Source organism: Enterobacter cloacae complex sp. S1, assembly GCF_014930525.1.
In the GTDB taxonomy this organism is placed as follows: domain Bacteria; phylum Pseudomonadota; class Gammaproteobacteria; order Enterobacterales; family Enterobacteriaceae; genus Enterobacter; species Enterobacter hormaechei_C.
Map to the genome: position 1 here is coordinate 55,416 of NZ_JADBRE010000033.1, position 16,003 is coordinate 71,418.

The following is a 16,003-nucleotide window of genomic DNA, read 5'->3' on the forward strand; positions in this document are numbered from 1 at the left end:
CTCAGTAGCTTCCGCACGAACCTACGGCAAGCGACTGCTCACTACAGCGTTTGCCATTTGGCAATGCGCACATGCCGATGGCGGAGCCATCGAGCTGACGGGCAACGGAGAGTGAACCGCCGATCATTGCGCAGTTGGCCTGACCTGAACTGGACATAGCCGCCCGCATACCTGGCGTAACGTGTGCCGCTGTCGCCTGCTGTACAGGTTCATTGCTGCATGCCGACAACAGTAACGCGGCACATCCGACCCAAAATGCTGAACGCATACCTTCCTCCCCATAAATAAAGCGAAACCTATGCATAATAGGCATCACGCGCCGCATCGTCGAGAGCGGATGTGCGTATTTATGCGCCCTGGTAACAATTTCTCGCAATTTTTTAACGCGAATAGCCTTCGAGTCATTGATACAGCGCATACCAAGGACACAAAAGCGAAAATCGTAAAACCTGAGCTTTGCTAAAATACACAGATAATATTCAGGGTCTGTCGTCGTTTTTCAGGCCCCTCTTTTTGCGCAATGTAAGGGTGTTCTCCTATGCAAACTATTGACGGCAATGGTGCAGTCGCGTCTGTTGCGTTTCGTACCAGCGAAGTTATCGCCATCTACCCCATCACTCCCAGCTCCACGATGGCTGAACAGGCTGACGCCTGGGCTGGTAATGGGATAAAAAACGTCTGGGGCGATGTCCCGCGGGTTGTAGAGATGCAGTCCGAAGCCGGTGCCATTGCCACCGTGCACGGTGCGTTGCAGACCGGTGCCCTGTCGACCTCGTTTACGTCGTCTCAGGGGCTGCTGTTGATGATCCCCACGCTTTACAAGCTGGCAGGGCAATTAACGCCGTTTGTGTTACACGTCGCCGCACGCACCGTAGCCACTCACGCTCTCTCTATTTTTGGCGACCACTCAGACGTGATGGCCGTGCGTCAGACCGGCTGCGCTATGCTCTGCGCCAGCAGCGTGCAGGAAGCGCAGGACTTCGCGCTGATTTCGCATATCGCCACGCTGAAAAGCCGAGTGCCATTTATTCATTTCTTCGATGGTTTTCGCACGTCCCACGAGATCAATAAAATTGTTCCGCTGCCGGACGACACCATTCTGAATCTGCTGCCGCAGGCTGACATCGATGCGCATCGCGCTCGCGCCCTCAATCCGGAACATCCGGTGATCCGGGGTACCTCTGCGAACCCGGATACCTATTTCCAGTCCCGCGAGGCGACAAACCCGTGGTACAACGCGGTCTATGAGCACGTTGAACAGGCGATGGACGATTTTGCCGCTGCGACGGGCCGCGAATATAAGCCGTTTGAATATTACGGTCATCCGCAGGCCGAGCGCGTGATCGTTCTGATGGGCTCCGCCATCGGCACCTGTGAAGAGGTGGTCGATGAGCTATTGACGCGTGGTGAAAAAGTTGGCGTGCTCAAAGTTCGCCTCTACCGTCCCTTCTCAGCGAAATACCTGCTCGCAGCCCTGCCGGACAGCGCGCGTGCCGTGGCGGTACTGGACCGCACCAAAGAACCTGGGGCACAGGCTGAGCCACTTTATCTGGATGTGATGACCGCTCTGGCTGAGGCGTTTAACCGCGGTGAGCGCGAAACGCTGCCGCGCGTCATTGGCGGGCGTTATGGGTTGTCTTCCAAAGAGTTCGGACCGGAGTGCGTCCTGGCGGTATTTGCTGAACTCCGCGAGGCAAAACCGAAGCCGCGCTTTACGGTCGGCATTTATGATGACGTGACTAACCTTTCTCTCCCCTTGCCGGAAAACACCCTGCCCTCCAATGCGAAACTGGAAGCGCTGTTCTACGGTCTGGGCAGCGACGGCAGCGTCTCGGCGACCAAGAACAACATCAAAATTATCGGCAACTCTACGCCGTGGTATGCGCAAGGATATTTCGTCTACGACTCCAAAAAAGCGGGCGGACTGACCGTCTCCCACCTGCGCGTCAGCGAACACCCGATCCGCTCGGCATACCTGATTTCTCAGGCAGATTTTGTTGGCTGTCACCAGCTCCAGTTCATTGATAAATATCAGATGGCCGAGCGCCTGAAGCCCGGCGGTATTTTCCTGATCAACACCCCTTACAGCGCCGACGAGGTCTGGGCACGCCTGCCCCAGGAAGTGCAGGCAGTGCTTAACCAGAAACAGGCGCGCCTGTATGTCATTAACGCCGCGAAGATCGCCCGCGAATGCGGCCTGGCGGCGCGCATCAATACGGTTATGCAGATGGCGTTCTTCCACCTGACCAATATTCTGCCGGGCGACAGCGCACTAATGGAACTCCAGGGGGCGATCGCCAAAAGCTACAGCAGCAAAGGGCAGGAACTGGTTGAGCGCAACTGGCAGGCGCTGGCGCTGGCCCGCGAATCGCTGTTCGAGGTGCCGTTGCAGCCGGTCAATGCCAGCAGTCCGAACCGGCCGCCAGTGGTGTCTGACGCCGCCCCGGATTTCGTCAAAACCGTCACGGCGGCGATGCTTGCCGGACTGGGCGACACCCTTCCCGTCTCTGCGCTTCCGCCTGACGGCACCTGGCCGATGGGCACGACCCGCTGGGAAAAACGCAACATTGCCGAAGCGATCCCTATCTGGAAAGAAGAGCTGTGCACCCAGTGCAACCACTGCGTGGCGGCCTGCCCGCACTCGGCCATTCGCGCCAAAGTGGTGTCGCCAGAAGCGTTAGATGGCGCGCCGGAAAGTTTGCACTCGCTGGATGTAAAATCCCGCGATATGCGTGGTCAGAAATATGTCCTACAGGTGGCGCCGGAAGACTGTACCGGCTGTAACCTGTGCGTCGAGGTGTGCCCGGCGAAAGATCGTCAGGACCCGTCAATCAAAGCCATCAATATGATGTCGCGTCTTGAACATGTTGAAGAAGAGAAAGTGAATTATGATTTCTTCCTCGACCTGCCCGAAATCGATCGCAACAAGCTGGAACGCATTGACATTCGTACCTCGCAGCTCATCACCCCGCTCTTCGAGTACTCCGGGGCGTGCTCCGGCTGCGGCGAAACACCGTATATCAAACTGCTCACTCAGCTTTACGGTGACCGAATGCTGATTGCCAACGCGACGGGCTGCTCGTCAATCTATGGGGGTAACCTGCCGTCTACGCCATACACCACCGACGCGAACGGTCGCGGCCCGGCGTGGGCAAACTCCCTGTTCGAGGACAACGCAGAATTTGGTCTGGGATTCCGTCTGACGGTCGATCAGCACCGCGCCCGCGTAATGCGTCTGCTGGCACAGTTTGCCGATAAGATCCCGGCAGAACTGAATGATGCCCTGCATGCGGAGGCCACACCTGACGTTCGTCGCGCGCAGGTTGCTGAACTGCGCAACGCGCTTCAGGGTGTTGAAGGGGCTGAACAACTCCTGACTGATGCTGACGCGCTGGTTGAAAAATCTATCTGGCTGATCGGCGGCGACGGGTGGGCCTACGATATTGGCTTCGGCGGTCTTGATCATGTCCTGAGCCTGACCGAAAACGTCAATATTCTGGTGCTTGATACTCAGTGCTATTCCAACACCGGCGGACAGGCCTCGAAAGCAACGCCATTGGGGGCGGTCACGAAATTTGGTGAGCACGGCAAGCGCAAGGCGCGTAAAGATTTGGGCGTCAGCATGATGATGTATGGACACGTCTACGTCGCGCAGATTTCGCTGGGGGCGCAGCTCAACCAGACGGTGAAAGCCATTCAGGAAGCGGAAGCGTATCCAGGGCCGTCGCTGATTATCGCCTACAGTCCGTGTGAGGAGCATGGCTACGATCTGGCGCTCAGCCACGACCAGATGCGTCAGCTCACCGCAACCGGCTTCTGGCCACTGTACCGCTTCGACCCGCGCCGTGCCGATGAAGGGAAATTGCCGCTGGCGCTGGATTCGCGTCCGCCGTCAGACGCCCTTGCCGAAACCTTACTTCAGGAGCAGCGTTTCCGCAGGCTGAACGCTCAACAGCCAGAAGTGGCAGAGCAGCTATGGAAGGATGCGGCAGCGGATCTACAGAAGCGTTATGACTTCCTGGCGCAACTGGCGGGGAAAGCCGAAAAATCGACCAGTGAATAACTTTATGCCCGGCTTGTCCGGGCATTTTTTTGCCAAAAAAAGCCCGATGCACGTGCACCGGGCGAATCCAGAAGATCGGTGAAAATTGCCTCAATGTTCTGAACAATATTCACGTGAATTATGGATGAAAAAATCTTAAAGGCATATAACGGCGTGGAGGTTACCTTGTTTTCCACGTAATTAATAATTTTTATTTTGTATTGATTATAATAATTCATTCATGGCATCAATCGTTATTTCCACCGCATCATTTAGTTTAGATTTTACTTAACCCGTAACAATTATATTTTATTCATCCGCCGTCAGAGTGATTTAGCATGGGACAGCTTTCCAGCCCGGAAAGTTCACGAAGTAATAAAAAAATAACTGCAAAGGAATAATCAAAATGCAAAGAAAAGTACTGGCACTGATGATCCCCGCTTTGTTAATGGCTGGCGCCGCTCACGCAGCTGAAATTTATAATAAAGACGGCAATAAACTGGATCTGTATGGCAAAGTAGATGGTCTGCATTATTTCTCTGACGACGCGTCTAAAGATGGCGATCAAACCTATATGCGACTGGGCTTCAAAGGTGAAACCCAAATCAACGACATGATGACCGGCTTCGCACAATGGGAATACAACATTCAGGCAAACAACACCGAAGGTTCTGACAATCAGTCCTGGACGCGTCTGGCCTTCGCGGGTGTGAAGGTGGGCGATTACGGCTCCTTCAATTACGGCCGTAACTATGGCGTCCTGTACGACGTTGAAGGCTGGACCGATATGCTGCCAGAATTTGGTGGCGACTCTTATACTTATGCCGATAACTTTATGACCGGTCGTGCAAACGGCGTGGCTACCTACCGTAACACCGACTTCTTTGGTCTGGTGCAGGGTCTGAACTTCGCGGTGCAGTATCAGGGTAATAATGAAGGCAGCAACTGTGACGAGTATGGCTGCTCTCAGGAAGGCACTAATAACCGTTCAGATAACAACATTCGTAATCAAAACGGTGATGGCTTCGGTATCTCCACCACCTATGACTTTGGCATGGGCTTCAGCGCAGGCGCGGCATATACGTCATCTGACCGTACCAACGATCAGGTTAGTGCTGGCACTGGCGCAGCATCTCAGTATGCAGGTGGCGATAAGGCGGATGCATGGACTGCTGGCCTGAAATATGACGCTAACAATATTTACCTGGCGGCAATGTATTCCGAAACCCGCAATATGACCCCTTATGGTTCAACCGATAGCCAAGATGGCGGCGGTATTGCAAACAAAACCCAGAACTTCGAAGTCACCGCACAATATCAGTTCGATTTCGGTCTGCGTCCGGCTATTTCCTATTTACAGTCCAAAGGTAAAGACCTGGGCAATGGCCAGGACGATAAAGATCTGGTGAAATACGCTGACGTCGGTGCTACCTACTATTTCAACAAAAACATGTCCACCTATGTTGATTATAAAATCAACCTGCTGGATGAAGATGATTCGTTCTACAAAAACAATGGCATCGGTACGGATGACATTGTAGCGTTAGGTCTGGTTTACCAGTTCTAATCCCGTTAGCCCGCAGCGACCTGCGGGCTAATTTTTATCGCTGTTTCGCCTGTTCTTTGCGGAAGGAGAGATAGCCAAATACTCCGCTGTCGCCATCCACAGGGTGATTAACTCCATCCATTACCGCCACTTCCGGGAAGTCGAATGGCGTGACATTTTCCAGACAGGCGACATTCACACCATATTCATTGGGATTGGAACGTCGTTGGTGGAACGTGTAAATACCGCAGATCGAACAGAAGAAATGGCGCGCCGTGCCGGTGTTGAAACGGTACTCTGTGAGCGTGTCCGCGCCCTGCGTCACCTTAATGCCCGTCAAAGGCGTTGAAACCACTACCGCCCCACGCATCCTGCAAAACGAGCAGCTACATCGACGTGCGGTATTCAGGCCGTCCGTCAGCTCAACCGTAAATTTCACCGCCCCACAATGACACTGTGCATGACGAATGTCAGCCATCGTTATACTCCTTTTCTCACTAACTCAGCCGCTTTTAAAAAGACCTCATCTTCGACACCATCCCCCTTCTGCCTGCCGAGCCTTACCAGCTCAGCGACAATACTTTCACGGTTGATGATCTTCTGGGATGAAACCAGCCCGATAACGGCGGCACCAATCGCCAGCCCAACTAATCCTGTCTGCTCGTCTTTATTTTTCATAGAAGCGCTCCCTTGTCCCCCTCAAAAGCGTAGCAGGAGAACTGTAAAACGCGCTGGTACGCGGGAATGAGATCCGTGCTGTATCTCAGCTGTTCGCCAGGCAAAACAGGAGGGGTGCTGAGCGGTTATCAGACAACGTTGATGAGAACAACATGAATAGCGGTGCGCGTAGAGAGGCCGAATGGGTGTTAAAACCGCCTTCGAAAAGGCGGCAGGTCATTACTCTGGATCTTTATCGCCTGATTCAGGCGCTGAGCCAGGATCATCTTTCGGTTTTTTTCCATCCTTGTCCGGGTTATCCGGGCTGGGATTATAATCAGGATGGTCACCATTAACGGGACGGTCAGTCATTTTCACCTCCGTTTTTACTGCGTAAGCTGTAAGTGTAGACAACCCTTCAGTCTTAACCAAACTTCTCCTGTGGAGCTCATTTGTAAATCGTGCTGGCATTCGGCGCTGCAATCCGTACCATACACGACACACTTTCGCATGCTGGTTTTTACCGGTAGCCGCAAACCCGTCTTTTATCGCTAACCAGATGGGGCACGTACATGCGCAGATGGTGTATGAAATCTATGCTACATGGATAGAAGAGATGAACACGAAGCTGACGCTTTGAAATCGTTTTCCTCACCCTGTGCCCCATTTGAGATCTGAGTAACGAATAGATGCAACAAAATCAAGAAATTAACAAGAAAGAACAGTACAACCTGAATAAACTGCAAAAGCGACTGCGCCGTAACGTGGGCGAAGCCATTGCAGACTTCAACATGATTGAAGAAGGCGATCGCATCATGGTCTGCCTGTCGGGCGGTAAAGACAGCTACACCATGCTGGAGATCCTGCGCAATCTACAGCAAAGCGCACCGGTGAACTTTTCCCTGGTCGCGGTTAACCTCGATCAGAAACAGCCGGGCTTCCCGGAGCATATCCTGCCGGAGTACCTTGAGAACCTGGGCGTTGAGTACAAAATCGTAGAAGAGAATACCTACGGCATTGTTAAAGAGAAGATCCCAGAGGGCAAAACGACCTGCTCGCTCTGCTCACGTTTGCGTCGCGGCATTCTGTACCGCACCGCAACCGAACTGGGCGCCACCAAGATTGCGCTTGGTCATCACCGGGACGACATTCTGCAAACGCTGTTTCTGAATATGTTCTATGGCGGCAAAATGAAGGGAATGCCACCGAAGCTGATGAGCGACGATGGCAAACACATCGTGATCCGCCCACTCGCCTACTGCCGCGAGAAAGACATTGAGCGTTTCTCTCAGGCCAAAGCCTTCCCTATCATTCCGTGCAATCTATGCGGCTCACAGCCGAACCTGCAACGTCAGGTCATTGGCGACATGCTGCGTGACTGGGATAAACGCTATCCGGGCCGCATCGAAACCATGTTCAGCGCCATGCAGAACGTGGTGCCTTCGCACCTCGCCGACGTTGAACTGTTCGATTTCAAAGGGATTAACCACGGTTCAGAGGTGGTGAATGGCGGGGATCTGGCGTTTGACCGCGAAGAGATCCCGATGCAGCCTGCTGGCTGGCAGCCAGAGGAAGAGGATGCGCAATTCGATGAACTGCGCCTGAACGTGGTAGAAGTCAAGTAACCTGGCAGCGTCTCAGATATCATTTCTGAGACGCGTTTTAAGCTTATTTCAGCAGTCGAACGCGGCAGGTCTTCCCTTTAATCTTCCCGCCCTGCAACTGTTTCCAGGCCTTATGCGCAACCGACTGGCGAACCGCTACGTAGACATGCGCAGGATGGACCGTGATCTTGCCAATATCTGCCCCGTCGAGACCGATATCCCCAGTTAACGCCCCCAGAACGTCACCGGGACGCATTTTGGCCTTTTTACCGCCGTCGATGCACAGGGTGGCCATTTCCGCCGCCAGCGGAGCGATGCTGATATTACCCGGGGTATTCACCCAGTTGAGTTTCAGTTGCAGCATTTCCGCAAGAATATTGGCGCGCTGCGCCTCTTCAGGTGCGCAGAAGCTGATGGCTAGACCACTGTTACCTGCACGCGCGGTACGCCCGATGCGGTGGACATGCACTTCCGGATCCCATGCCAGTTCGAAATTCACCACCAGCTCAAGCGATTTAATATCCAGGCCACGGGCCGCCACATCCGTTGCAACCAGCACGCGAGCGCTGCCGTTAGCGAAACGCACCAGAGTCTGATCGCGATCGCGCTGTTCCAGATCGCCATGCAGCGATAATGCGCTCTGTCCGGCATCATTCAGGGCATCGCACACCGCCTGACAATCTTTTTTGGTATTACAGAACACCACGCAGGACGCTGGCTGGTGTTGGCTCAGCAATTTTTGTAGCAGTGGAATCTTGCCGTGCTGCGATGTCTCGAAGAACTGCTGCTCAATCGCTGGCAACGCATCGACAGTATCGATTTCAATGGTTAGCGGGTTCTTCTGCACGCGCCCGCTGATCGCCGCAATCGCCTCAGGCCAGGTGGCAGAAAAGAGCAGCGTCTGACGCGTGGCTGGCGCAAAGCGGATCACTTCGTCAATCGCATCGCTGAAGCCCATATCCAGCATGCGGTCAGCTTCATCCATCACCAGCGTTTGCAGTGCATCGAGTGAAACGGTGTCTTTTTGCAGGTGATCGAGCAGACGGCCCGGCGTTGCCACAATGATATGCGGCGCGTGCTGAAGGGAATCGCGCTGCGCACCGAACGGTTGCCCGCCGCAGAGCGTTAAAATTTTAGTGTTAGGCAAAAAACGCGCCAGACGACGCAGCTCACCCGCGACCTGGTCGGCCAGCTCGCGCGTCGGGCAGAGTATCAGGGACTGGGTCTGAAACAGGGTTGCATCAATGTGTTGTAACAGGCCTAGCCCGAATGCAGCCGTTTTTCCACTGCCGGTTTTCGCCTGCACGCGCACGTCACGGCCTTCAAGGATAGCCGGCAGCGCGGCGGCCTGGACTGGGGTCATAGTGAGGTAGCCCAACTCATTCAGGTTAGTCAGTTGGGCTTCAGGCAGAACGTTCAGCGTGGAAAAAGCGGTCACAATATACTCTCGTGGTAATGATTGCAGTCAGATGGCGCGTATCCTCGCAGATCTGCGCTAACGATGCGACAATTTAATCGGTTCTTCATCGGGCGGCGGATCCGGCATCGGCTGCGGACGTGGGACAGGATCGGGTATCGGCGTCGGATCGGTGGGCACCGGATCGGACTGCCAGGTGTTAAGGCGTTGCAGGGCAAGTAGCATACTCATCTTTTCCTCCAGATTAGGGTGCTTACTCCTAAAGGGTAGACGCAGATAAACAGGAGGCAAAAAAAAGCCGACTATGAAGTCGGCGTCGTACGAATCAATTGTGCTATGCAGTAATTCAAAAAAAGGAAGTAAGACAATATGGAGCGCAACGCCCATCGCTTGACGTTGCATTCACCTGCGGGAGTAATATTGCACCTAACATGGTCGGAGTTTATTGACTTCGCTCAATTAAAATGTCGTTTTGAAGCCGACTCTGCCTCAGAAAAGCGTAAATTTACAGCCATTTACTACGATGCAACCACCATGCAACACCCCCAATCAAAACCACTAACATGACGCAAAACGTGGTGAAGCCATAGTGATATTCACCGCCGGGGATCCCTCCGAGGTTTACGCCAAACAACCCCGTCAGGAAGGTACTCGGTAAAAAGACCATCGCCATCAGCGACATGGTGTACGTTCTCCTGGCTAACGACTCCTGCATCACCTGGGCTATCTCATCCGCCATGACTGCCGTTCTGGCAATACATGAGTCAATCTCGTCCAGTCCACGTCCGAGCCGGTCGGCGATATCCTGCATTCTGCGGCGTTGATCGTCGTTCATCCAGCTCATGCGCTCGCTGGCCAGCCGCGCATAAACGTCGCGCTGAGGGGTCATATAGCGGCGCATCACGATGAGCTGCTTACGCAGCAGCGCCAGAAAACCACGTGGGGGGATTTGCTGATCGAGCAGGTTATCTTCCAGATCGATGATTTTATCGTGAAGCTCTTCTATAAACTCGCTGGCATGATCGGTCAGCGCATCACACACATCCACCAGCCAGCTGCCGCAATCCGTAGGCCCCGTGCCCTCTTTCAGATCGTTAATGACGTCATCCAGCGCCAGCACTTTTCGCTGGCGAGTGGAAACAATCAGCCGTTCATCCATATAAACACGCATTGCCACCAGCTGATCCGGACGCTCATCCGTACTGCCGTTTATACAACGCAGCGTAATTAACGTCCCCTCACCCATCCGGCTGACGCGGGGTCTGAGACTTTCTCCCGCCAGCGCATCCCGAACGTTGTTGGGCAGTAGCGGCGTGGACGCGAGCCACTCGGCGCTGTCCGGGTGCGTGTAGTTGAGGTGCAGCCAGCATGGATGTTCGCTGTCGATGTGATCCTGATCTTCAAGCGGCCTTGCGCCGCCTTGTCCATCAAACACCCATGCAAAAACTGCGTCAGGTACGTTAACCTCAGACCCTTTAATGCTCTCCACAGCGCCTCCACCGTTTTATCTCTTTCGGTGTCAGTCTAGCTTTCGCCGAGGGTTAAGCAATAATTATGTGAGGCATCGTCCTGAATACGTTCAGGAATTCACCGCCCATTCGCGGCTTCTTAACGCATTGTCAGTCTGGAACTCATTTTCCAGACGGAAATTGCGTGTTCGTGTCTGGAGCTCAATCACCTGATTGCGCAGCACATCTGACGATCCATTGAGTTCCTCAACCATCGACACGTTGCTCTGCGTTACGCGTTCAAGCTCTGATAATGCCTGCGTAATTTGTGAAATACCTTTTTCCTGTTCTGATGTTGAGGCGGATATTTCATCCATCAGTCTGCTCACATTGCCCGAACCGGTAACAATGTCATGCATGTTTTTTTCGGCTTCAGAGACCACGTTAACGCCCTGCGTCACGTTATGGCTGGTAACTTCAATCAGTGACTTAATATTTTTTGCCGCTTCGGCGCTACGATGCGCCAGGCTTCTCACCTCACCCGCGACCACAGAAAACCCTTTACCATGGTCGCCCGCTCTTGCCGCTTCAACGGCGGCGTTAAGCGCCAGAATATTGGTCTGAAAAGCGATACCGTCAATCAGCGAGATAATCTCTGTCATTTGCTGGGCGCAGTCGGTAATCGACTGCATATTGTTCGCGACCTGCCCCATTAATTCTCCGCCTTTACGCGCCTGTAACGTCGCGATATTCGCCTGCTCGCTGGCTAAACGGGTATTGTCGGCATTATTTTTTGTACTTGCAGCCATCTCTTCCATGCTGGCTGCCGTTTGCACCAGCGAAGCTGACTGCTGTTCTGTTTTGACGGAAAGCTGCGCGCTGCGTGAAGAGAGTTGATCAGACAGGGTCATCGCGGTTTGCGAGGAGGCGCGGATCTCACGGACCAGCGTTGCAATGTTGTTGGAGAGACTGTTAATCCCCGGGATCAGTCGTCCCGCACAGTTGTTGCCAAATTCAGGTATCAACACGCCAAGTTTGCCTGACGTTACTTCTTCAATACTTTTTTTCACCGTATTGATCGGCGTCACAAGATATTTTGTCATGTACGCCCAAAGCAAAAATAAAGCGATGAATTGTACAATTATGACTGCAATAAAAAGCGAAGAATTTCGTGAAAATAGCGCTATAACTCCATCACTTACCAAAAATACACATAAAAGGAAATAGATAATGAACGTTCTGACACTAATATTTCTTAGCATACGTTTTCCTGGGACATTATATTTTGGTTGGCATTAAGGGTTATAGCATTGCCATACAAATTTGTCCTCACGTTCGTCGCTGGTTTGTTGTTTTGTAGTTTGATTTGCGCAGTTTTACTTAAGGCGGATAAAAAGCATGTTTTACGCTAAATATCTGGCTTGTCGTTTGGTTGCTGATACCCCTTCAAAAATGGCAATTATATATTTAAGGAGGGGTACTGTAGGGCGCCGTTGTTTAGTGGTGCTTAATAAGTTAACGTAGTTAATACGCTCCCCTCCCGTTAGAGTGGCTTACGTTCAGGCCAGATAGTCGATAGTCTGGAAAAAGCAGTCCTCATTCATGAGAATATTCTCTTTTGCACTTTGATGCCCGCGACGAATATACCAGCCTGTATCAGGCGCCATGCTTAAATGGAATATCCTCGCCCCCGACAGACTATCGGGGACATTAATACTCATCGTCACACACCCCTTCTCCGGCCCCCTGATCACCTGTTCTGGCATAATGGTGACGCTGCGATCCCCATTTTGCAAAATGATCGTCGTAATGGCATAACGACATATACCGCTACTGAGGCTGTAGCCAACCGTACTTAAATCGGTGATATGTTTTTTAGATAAAAATATTTCAATACCAGAACCTTCAAACCATGTAATGATTTGCTGCGCAAGATCCTCCATCCGCTCACAAAACGCCCTGACTTCGGCCTCAGCCGTATTAACATAGATCGGTTTGTCCCCGATGCTCTGTTGCACTTTCTTAAAAAAACGCTCTCTTGCTGACATGTCAACTCCGTGTTTTTCGCCAGTCTCATTATTCTTTTTGGTGCTTCAGCAGGGCATAGCTGGCAATCAACTGCTGAAGATGCTGTTCGGTCTGGTTTAGCTGCGCTGCTGACACGGGTTGCCCGGCAGGTAAAATGGAAAGCAGACGAAGCTGCTCCTCAAGCGGAACGGTATGGCTGAAGGACTGCGACATGGCAAACACGGCTGATTTCAGTTCGCTGACCGTCATGTACTTCCCCTTCTGTTCATCCAGCGTGTTTAGCCTGTTCGTCAACTGCTGTAACTGCGTCATGCCCTGATGCCAGCCATTCAGCTCTGACTCTGCAAGTCCGGCAACGCTAATCTGCTTGTGCCACCGCTGCGCCAGGGGTTTGGCCTCTTCAGGCCACAGCGTCAGCGCCTGCTGCACCAGACGGTCGCCGTAGCTTACTGCCCAGTCTGGTTTCAGGTGTAAAAGCTGCGCTAACAACTGCTGTGTCTTGCTGATCCCCGGTTCAGGTGGCGGTGACGTTTGTTGCAGCGCCTGCAACTGTGCTGTAGAGAGTCCTTCAGGTAAAGGAGTCAGAGTCGCAGCCAGCTGCATTTGCGCCGAATCTGGCGCATGCATCATCTGCCATCCCACTACGACAACACTGGCAGCCACCAGCATGGACAACATACCCGCAGCAAATGGTTTCCACTGCTTCACGGGCACAGGAGGCTCTTTATTCGGCAACGACTCGGGCTGAACCACATAAACCCATTTGCAACGCTCTGTCGGTTCTGTGAGGTGGAGTTCCGCGGCCCCTACCGCGTTACCCGGCAGACTTACGCCCGAATTTTCACTGTTTTCCAGACGCACTGCTGCGTTCTGCATCATCGTGCGCAGAGCATCAAGCTGAGCAGCATGCTTAAGTTCGAGGCGCTGCAACATGTCACTCAGAGCGTTCAGATCCTCCTCAGCCTGATAAAGCTGCCCTAAATCGGCATACGTCAACGTCAGCGTTCTCACCACCTGTTGCAGGCGTTTGCTCAGTGCGCTGAGGATTTCAACTCGCGCATGAACAGGCTGTGGCCAGAGGCTACCCCACTGGCGGACGACCAGGGCAGCCAGTACCGCCAGCCCTTCATTCATGCCGTAGAGGCCGGCGAGATGCGTGCGGGCGAGCGTATACCAGGCAGCCGTTTGTAGCTCCACACCGTTATGCTCAAACAGTGACAGACAGAGCGTTTCCGCGTGTTGCCAGTTAACATCCGGGCGTGCCGGATGGGTGAGCTTGTTCATTTCGTCGCGCAAGGCAGCGTAATCCGCAAGCGTGCGCGGATCCCCGCCGGTTTTAAGTTGGCGTTCAGAATTTATTGTCATAACTGTTTTAACCTGAGTAATAACTAGATGGCGGCTCGTGCATCGAGGTATTGCTGTTGTTTCAGATGACGGATTAATACCCTGCCCTCGGGCATAAATTCCGTGCCGTAGCGCACCAGCCCGACCCCCTTCAGCTCCGCATCAATGGCGTAGCGGAGTTCACCGGGCTGAATCTGTTCCTGCATCACCACGTTAATCCGGCTCAGGCGCGGCTCGTATTTCAGCAACACAGCCGACAGTGTGGTGATCAGCTGGTGGGCGGTCCCGGGCATTCCCTGGAGGATTTTTGTCATATCCGGCAGGCCGTAGTCCGGCAGGTGAGCCAGCGTACCGGCGCGGCAGTTGAGTACCCGCTGCATATTATCGAGTACCGATAAAATCACCTGATTCTGTTCGCTGACCTGGTTGAGGTTCAGGCCACCTGAGAAATTGCCGCTCAGCATTTCATACAGCGATGGCGTGTTGTGTCCCTGTGGCATAAGTCATTATATGAACACATTCCGTTTGCAAAGCATCCATTGTTTAGACATTGACGGGTAGGGTTCAACATTATTCCTGGCTTATTTGCAGCTATAACGCTGCCAGCCCCAATGTAATTCGCTGATTCACCCTTATTTCCTTCGCGGCTTTAAGCCCAGTGACTGATTCAGGTGTAGTGAGTCCTGGTCTTACCTGTCTTTGTCATTACACTGGCCGCCAGAGCAACCTTTCAGTATTCACCCATTTGTTAAGAGTTTATATTCATCCGTATCAGCGATTAGTATGACCGGATACTGATATGATCCTTACCGTACTTATGGTAATAAGTCGCTATAGCCCATACTATTTCATTGCCTTAATCGCGTTTCCAGGTCAATTCTGACCAAGGGGGCGAAGGTAATTGGCATTTTAAACGTTAACCACACTCTGGAATTTTCCATCCAGCCCACCCTTCACTTGTTGGATACATTGCATATTGCCCGTGCCATTCTGGTGCAACCGAATCAGAGAACTGAGCTTGCCAAAAGTGCCATGCAGAGCTTTTTATTTTATTCCCATTGGAATCATATACAACAAAAAAAGATTGATTGGAAAACAACCGTAACACTCTCCCGATACCACCATATGGTCGATAGTCAGGAATATAAGTAGTCAGTTCGCATTTATTATCTCGACTCCATATAGTATCATTCTTGATTGCGTTTTGATAAGCCATGATCTTAATCACCATTAGCAAAACGCAAAAGAAGAAAACTGATATCAACATGAAGCAGCACGTTTTTTTTATAAAGCTATGCATTTATATTCACCTCTTTCCAGTAAATATATTCCTGCTTATCTACCTTATTCAAATGAATGATAAGTTAGTGAGACTGGTCCTTTGAGGTGGAAAGCCATTCCAGGTGGGTCACCATGCCGTGCACACTTTTGCCGCTCCGCATCCGGAAGGAGGCATATTTCATCAGCACCTGTTCCGGGGGAATGTTCGCCTGAAACGTTGTGAACTCGATGTCCCAGCGGAATGGTTCGCTCAGGGCTTCCCTGCCGTAAAAGCGCAGAACATCCGGCTTCACTGAACTGTCATTGATATCCAGAAAATATCGGGTCTGTCCGTCAAAAAGCGCTGACCAGTTATCCATCACGTCACTCCTTCACCGGCACGAGGCTGAGCCAGCCATCACCCAGTTCAATCGTGCGGGGTTTGTCCGGGTCGAGATCGTCACGGGTCAGTACCAGGTGCCAGCGGTTATCCTTCTGATCCGGGTGGTTAAACAGTCCCACCACAGCCACGAACTGAGCATCTTCATCCATGGGCATATTGAGCGTCACGCTGCCCCCGGGCATCACCAGCAGCTCTTTTGACGCCAGCATATCGTCCTTAAGTACCGTATCGGCCTTACGCAGCAGCGTCTGGTA

General features: G+C 52.5%; 16 protein-coding genes and 2 pseudogenes. 4 read left to right on the forward strand and 14 right to left on the reverse strand.

What is annotated here, in order from left to right:
- Position 1: 1 nt before the first annotated feature.
- Positions 2-268 (reverse strand): DUF333 domain-containing protein, encoded by a 267-nt coding sequence (locus tag IM290_RS19245; protein WP_003856935.1) that lies wholly within the window; start codon positions 266-268, stop codon positions 2-4.
- Positions 269-538: 270 nt separating this feature from the next.
- On the opposite strand from IM290_RS19245, the gene nifJ reads away from it, so the two are divergent.
- Positions 539-4,063: a pyruvate:ferredoxin (flavodoxin) oxidoreductase gene (gene nifJ, locus IM290_RS19250; protein ID WP_193042539.1), complete on the forward strand. Its 3,525-nt coding sequence runs from the start codon at positions 539-541 to the stop codon at positions 4,061-4,063.
- Positions 4,064-4,448: 385 nt separating this feature from the next.
- Positions 4,449-5,609 carry a porin OmpC gene (gene ompC, locus IM290_RS19255; RefSeq protein WP_193042538.1) on the forward strand — a complete coding sequence of 387 codons (1,161 nt, stop codon included), beginning with the start codon at positions 4,449-4,451 and terminating at the stop codon, positions 5,607-5,609.
- A 34-nt stretch (positions 5,610-5,643) separates the two neighbouring features.
- Here the strand turns inward: ompC and IM290_RS19260 are convergent, their stop codons facing one another.
- The 3 genes from IM290_RS19260 to IM290_RS21765 form a co-directional block, all read right to left on the reverse strand.
- A complete protein-coding gene (locus tag IM290_RS19260; RefSeq protein ID WP_193042537.1) occupies positions 5,644-6,066 on the reverse strand; it encodes a GFA family protein in 423 nt (140 codons plus the stop codon).
- A 2-nt stretch (positions 6,067-6,068) separates the two neighbouring features.
- Complete coding sequence (locus IM290_RS19265; RefSeq protein ID WP_000790642.1) at positions 6,069-6,266, reverse strand: hypothetical protein; 198 nt, start codon at positions 6,264-6,266, stop codon at positions 6,069-6,071.
- A gap of 219 nt (positions 6,267-6,485) precedes the next feature.
- A complete protein-coding gene (locus tag IM290_RS21765; RefSeq protein ID WP_017693355.1) occupies positions 6,486-6,617 on the reverse strand; it encodes a hypothetical protein in 132 nt (43 codons plus the stop codon).
- A gap of 70 nt (positions 6,618-6,687) precedes the next feature.
- Here IM290_RS21765 and IM290_RS19270 point away from each other — a divergent pair.
- Positions 6,688-6,885: pseudogene (locus tag IM290_RS19270) on the forward strand (tyrosine-type recombinase/integrase); the annotation flags it as partial.
- Positions 6,886-6,934: 49 nt separating this feature from the next.
- Complete coding sequence (ttcA, locus tag IM290_RS19275) at positions 6,935-7,870, forward strand: tRNA 2-thiocytidine(32) synthetase TtcA (protein WP_001186974.1); 936 nt, start codon at positions 6,935-6,937, stop codon at positions 7,868-7,870.
- 43 nt (positions 7,871-7,913) lie between these two features.
- On the opposite strand, the gene dbpA is transcribed toward ttcA, so the two are convergent.
- From dbpA to tssJ, 10 genes and pseudogenes are all read right to left on the reverse strand, one after another.
- Complete coding sequence (gene dbpA, locus IM290_RS19280) at positions 7,914-9,287, reverse strand: ATP-dependent RNA helicase DbpA (RefSeq protein WP_193042536.1); 1,374 nt, start codon at positions 9,285-9,287, stop codon at positions 7,914-7,916.
- A 57-nt stretch (positions 9,288-9,344) separates the two neighbouring features.
- On the reverse strand, positions 9,345-9,491 hold the full coding sequence (locus IM290_RS19285; protein WP_275427718.1) for a hypothetical protein: 147 nt from the start codon (positions 9,489-9,491) through the stop codon (positions 9,345-9,347).
- A 280-nt stretch (positions 9,492-9,771) separates the two neighbouring features.
- Positions 9,772-10,755, reverse strand: a complete 984-nt coding sequence (gene zntB, locus IM290_RS19290; RefSeq protein WP_017382256.1) for a zinc transporter ZntB — start codon at positions 10,753-10,755, stop codon at positions 9,772-9,774.
- 90 nt (positions 10,756-10,845) lie between these two features.
- Entirely contained in the window at positions 10,846-11,976 is a 1,131-nt protein-coding gene (locus IM290_RS19295; protein ID WP_080459221.1) for a methyl-accepting chemotaxis protein, read from the reverse strand.
- 297 nt (positions 11,977-12,273) lie between these two features.
- The gene (locus tag IM290_RS19300; RefSeq protein WP_193042535.1) at positions 12,274-12,762 is read right to left on the reverse strand and encodes a hypothetical protein; all 489 of its coding nucleotides are present in this window, start codon (positions 12,760-12,762) and stop codon (positions 12,274-12,276) included.
- Positions 12,763-12,790: 28 nt separating this feature from the next.
- Positions 12,791-14,107: a VasL domain-containing protein gene (locus IM290_RS19305; RefSeq protein WP_193042534.1), complete on the reverse strand. Its 1,317-nt coding sequence runs from the start codon at positions 14,105-14,107 to the stop codon at positions 12,791-12,793.
- Between the two features lie 23 nt (positions 14,108-14,130).
- Entirely contained in the window at positions 14,131-14,586 is a 456-nt protein-coding gene (gene tssE, locus IM290_RS19310) for a type VI secretion system baseplate subunit TssE (protein WP_032669721.1), read from the reverse strand.
- A 416-nt stretch (positions 14,587-15,002) separates the two neighbouring features.
- Positions 15,003-15,302, reverse strand: a complete 300-nt coding sequence (locus IM290_RS19315; protein WP_223826513.1) for a hypothetical protein — start codon at positions 15,300-15,302, stop codon at positions 15,003-15,005.
- A gap of 151 nt (positions 15,303-15,453) precedes the next feature.
- A pseudogene (locus IM290_RS19320) lies at positions 15,454-15,726 on the reverse strand (type IV secretion protein Rhs); the annotation flags it as partial.
- A gap of 4 nt (positions 15,727-15,730) precedes the next feature.
- The coding region (gene tssJ / locus IM290_RS19325; RefSeq protein WP_193354491.1) for a type VI secretion system lipoprotein TssJ at positions 15,731-16,003 on the reverse strand (273 nt) is incomplete at its 5' end.

Excerpts from the sequence above, each read along its gene's own strand:
- IM290_RS19245 (WP_003856935.1), bottom strand. The coding sequence starts at position 268 with ATGCGTTCAGCATTTTGGGTCGGATGTGCCGCGTTACTGTTGTCGGCA.
- nifJ (WP_193042539.1), top strand. The coding sequence starts at position 539 with ATGCAAACTATTGACGGCAATGGTGCAGTCGCGTCTGTTGCGTTTCGT.
- ompC (WP_193042538.1), top strand. The coding sequence starts at position 4,449 with ATGCAAAGAAAAGTACTGGCACTGATGATCCCCGCTTTGTTAATGGCT.
- IM290_RS19260 (WP_193042537.1), bottom strand. The coding sequence starts at position 6,066 with ATGGCTGACATTCGTCATGCACAGTGTCATTGTGGGGCGGTGAAATTT.
- IM290_RS19265 (WP_000790642.1), bottom strand. The coding sequence starts at position 6,266 with ATGAAAAATAAAGACGAGCAGACAGGATTAGTTGGGCTGGCGATTGGT.
- IM290_RS21765 (WP_017693355.1), bottom strand. The coding sequence starts at position 6,617 with ATGACTGACCGTCCCGTTAATGGTGACCATCCTGATTATAATCCCAGC.
- ttcA (WP_001186974.1), top strand. The coding sequence starts at position 6,935 with ATGCAACAAAATCAAGAAATTAACAAGAAAGAACAGTACAACCTGAAT.
- IM290_RS19285 (WP_275427718.1), bottom strand. The coding sequence starts at position 9,491 with ATGCTACTTGCCCTGCAACGCCTTAACACCTGGCAGTCCGATCCGGTG.
- IM290_RS19295 (WP_080459221.1), bottom strand. The coding sequence starts at position 11,976 with ATGCTAAGAAATATTAGTGTCAGAACGTTCATTATCTATTTCCTTTTA.
- IM290_RS19300 (WP_193042535.1), bottom strand. The coding sequence starts at position 12,762 with ATGTCAGCAAGAGAGCGTTTTTTTAAGAAAGTGCAACAGAGCATCGGG.
- IM290_RS19305 (WP_193042534.1), bottom strand. The coding sequence starts at position 14,107 with ATGACAATAAATTCTGAACGCCAACTTAAAACCGGCGGGGATCCGCGC.
- tssE (WP_032669721.1), bottom strand. The coding sequence starts at position 14,586 with ATGCCACAGGGACACAACACGCCATCGCTGTATGAAATGCTGAGCGGC.
- IM290_RS19315 (WP_223826513.1), bottom strand. The coding sequence starts at position 15,302 with ATGGCTTATCAAAACGCAATCAAGAATGATACTATATGGAGTCGAGAT.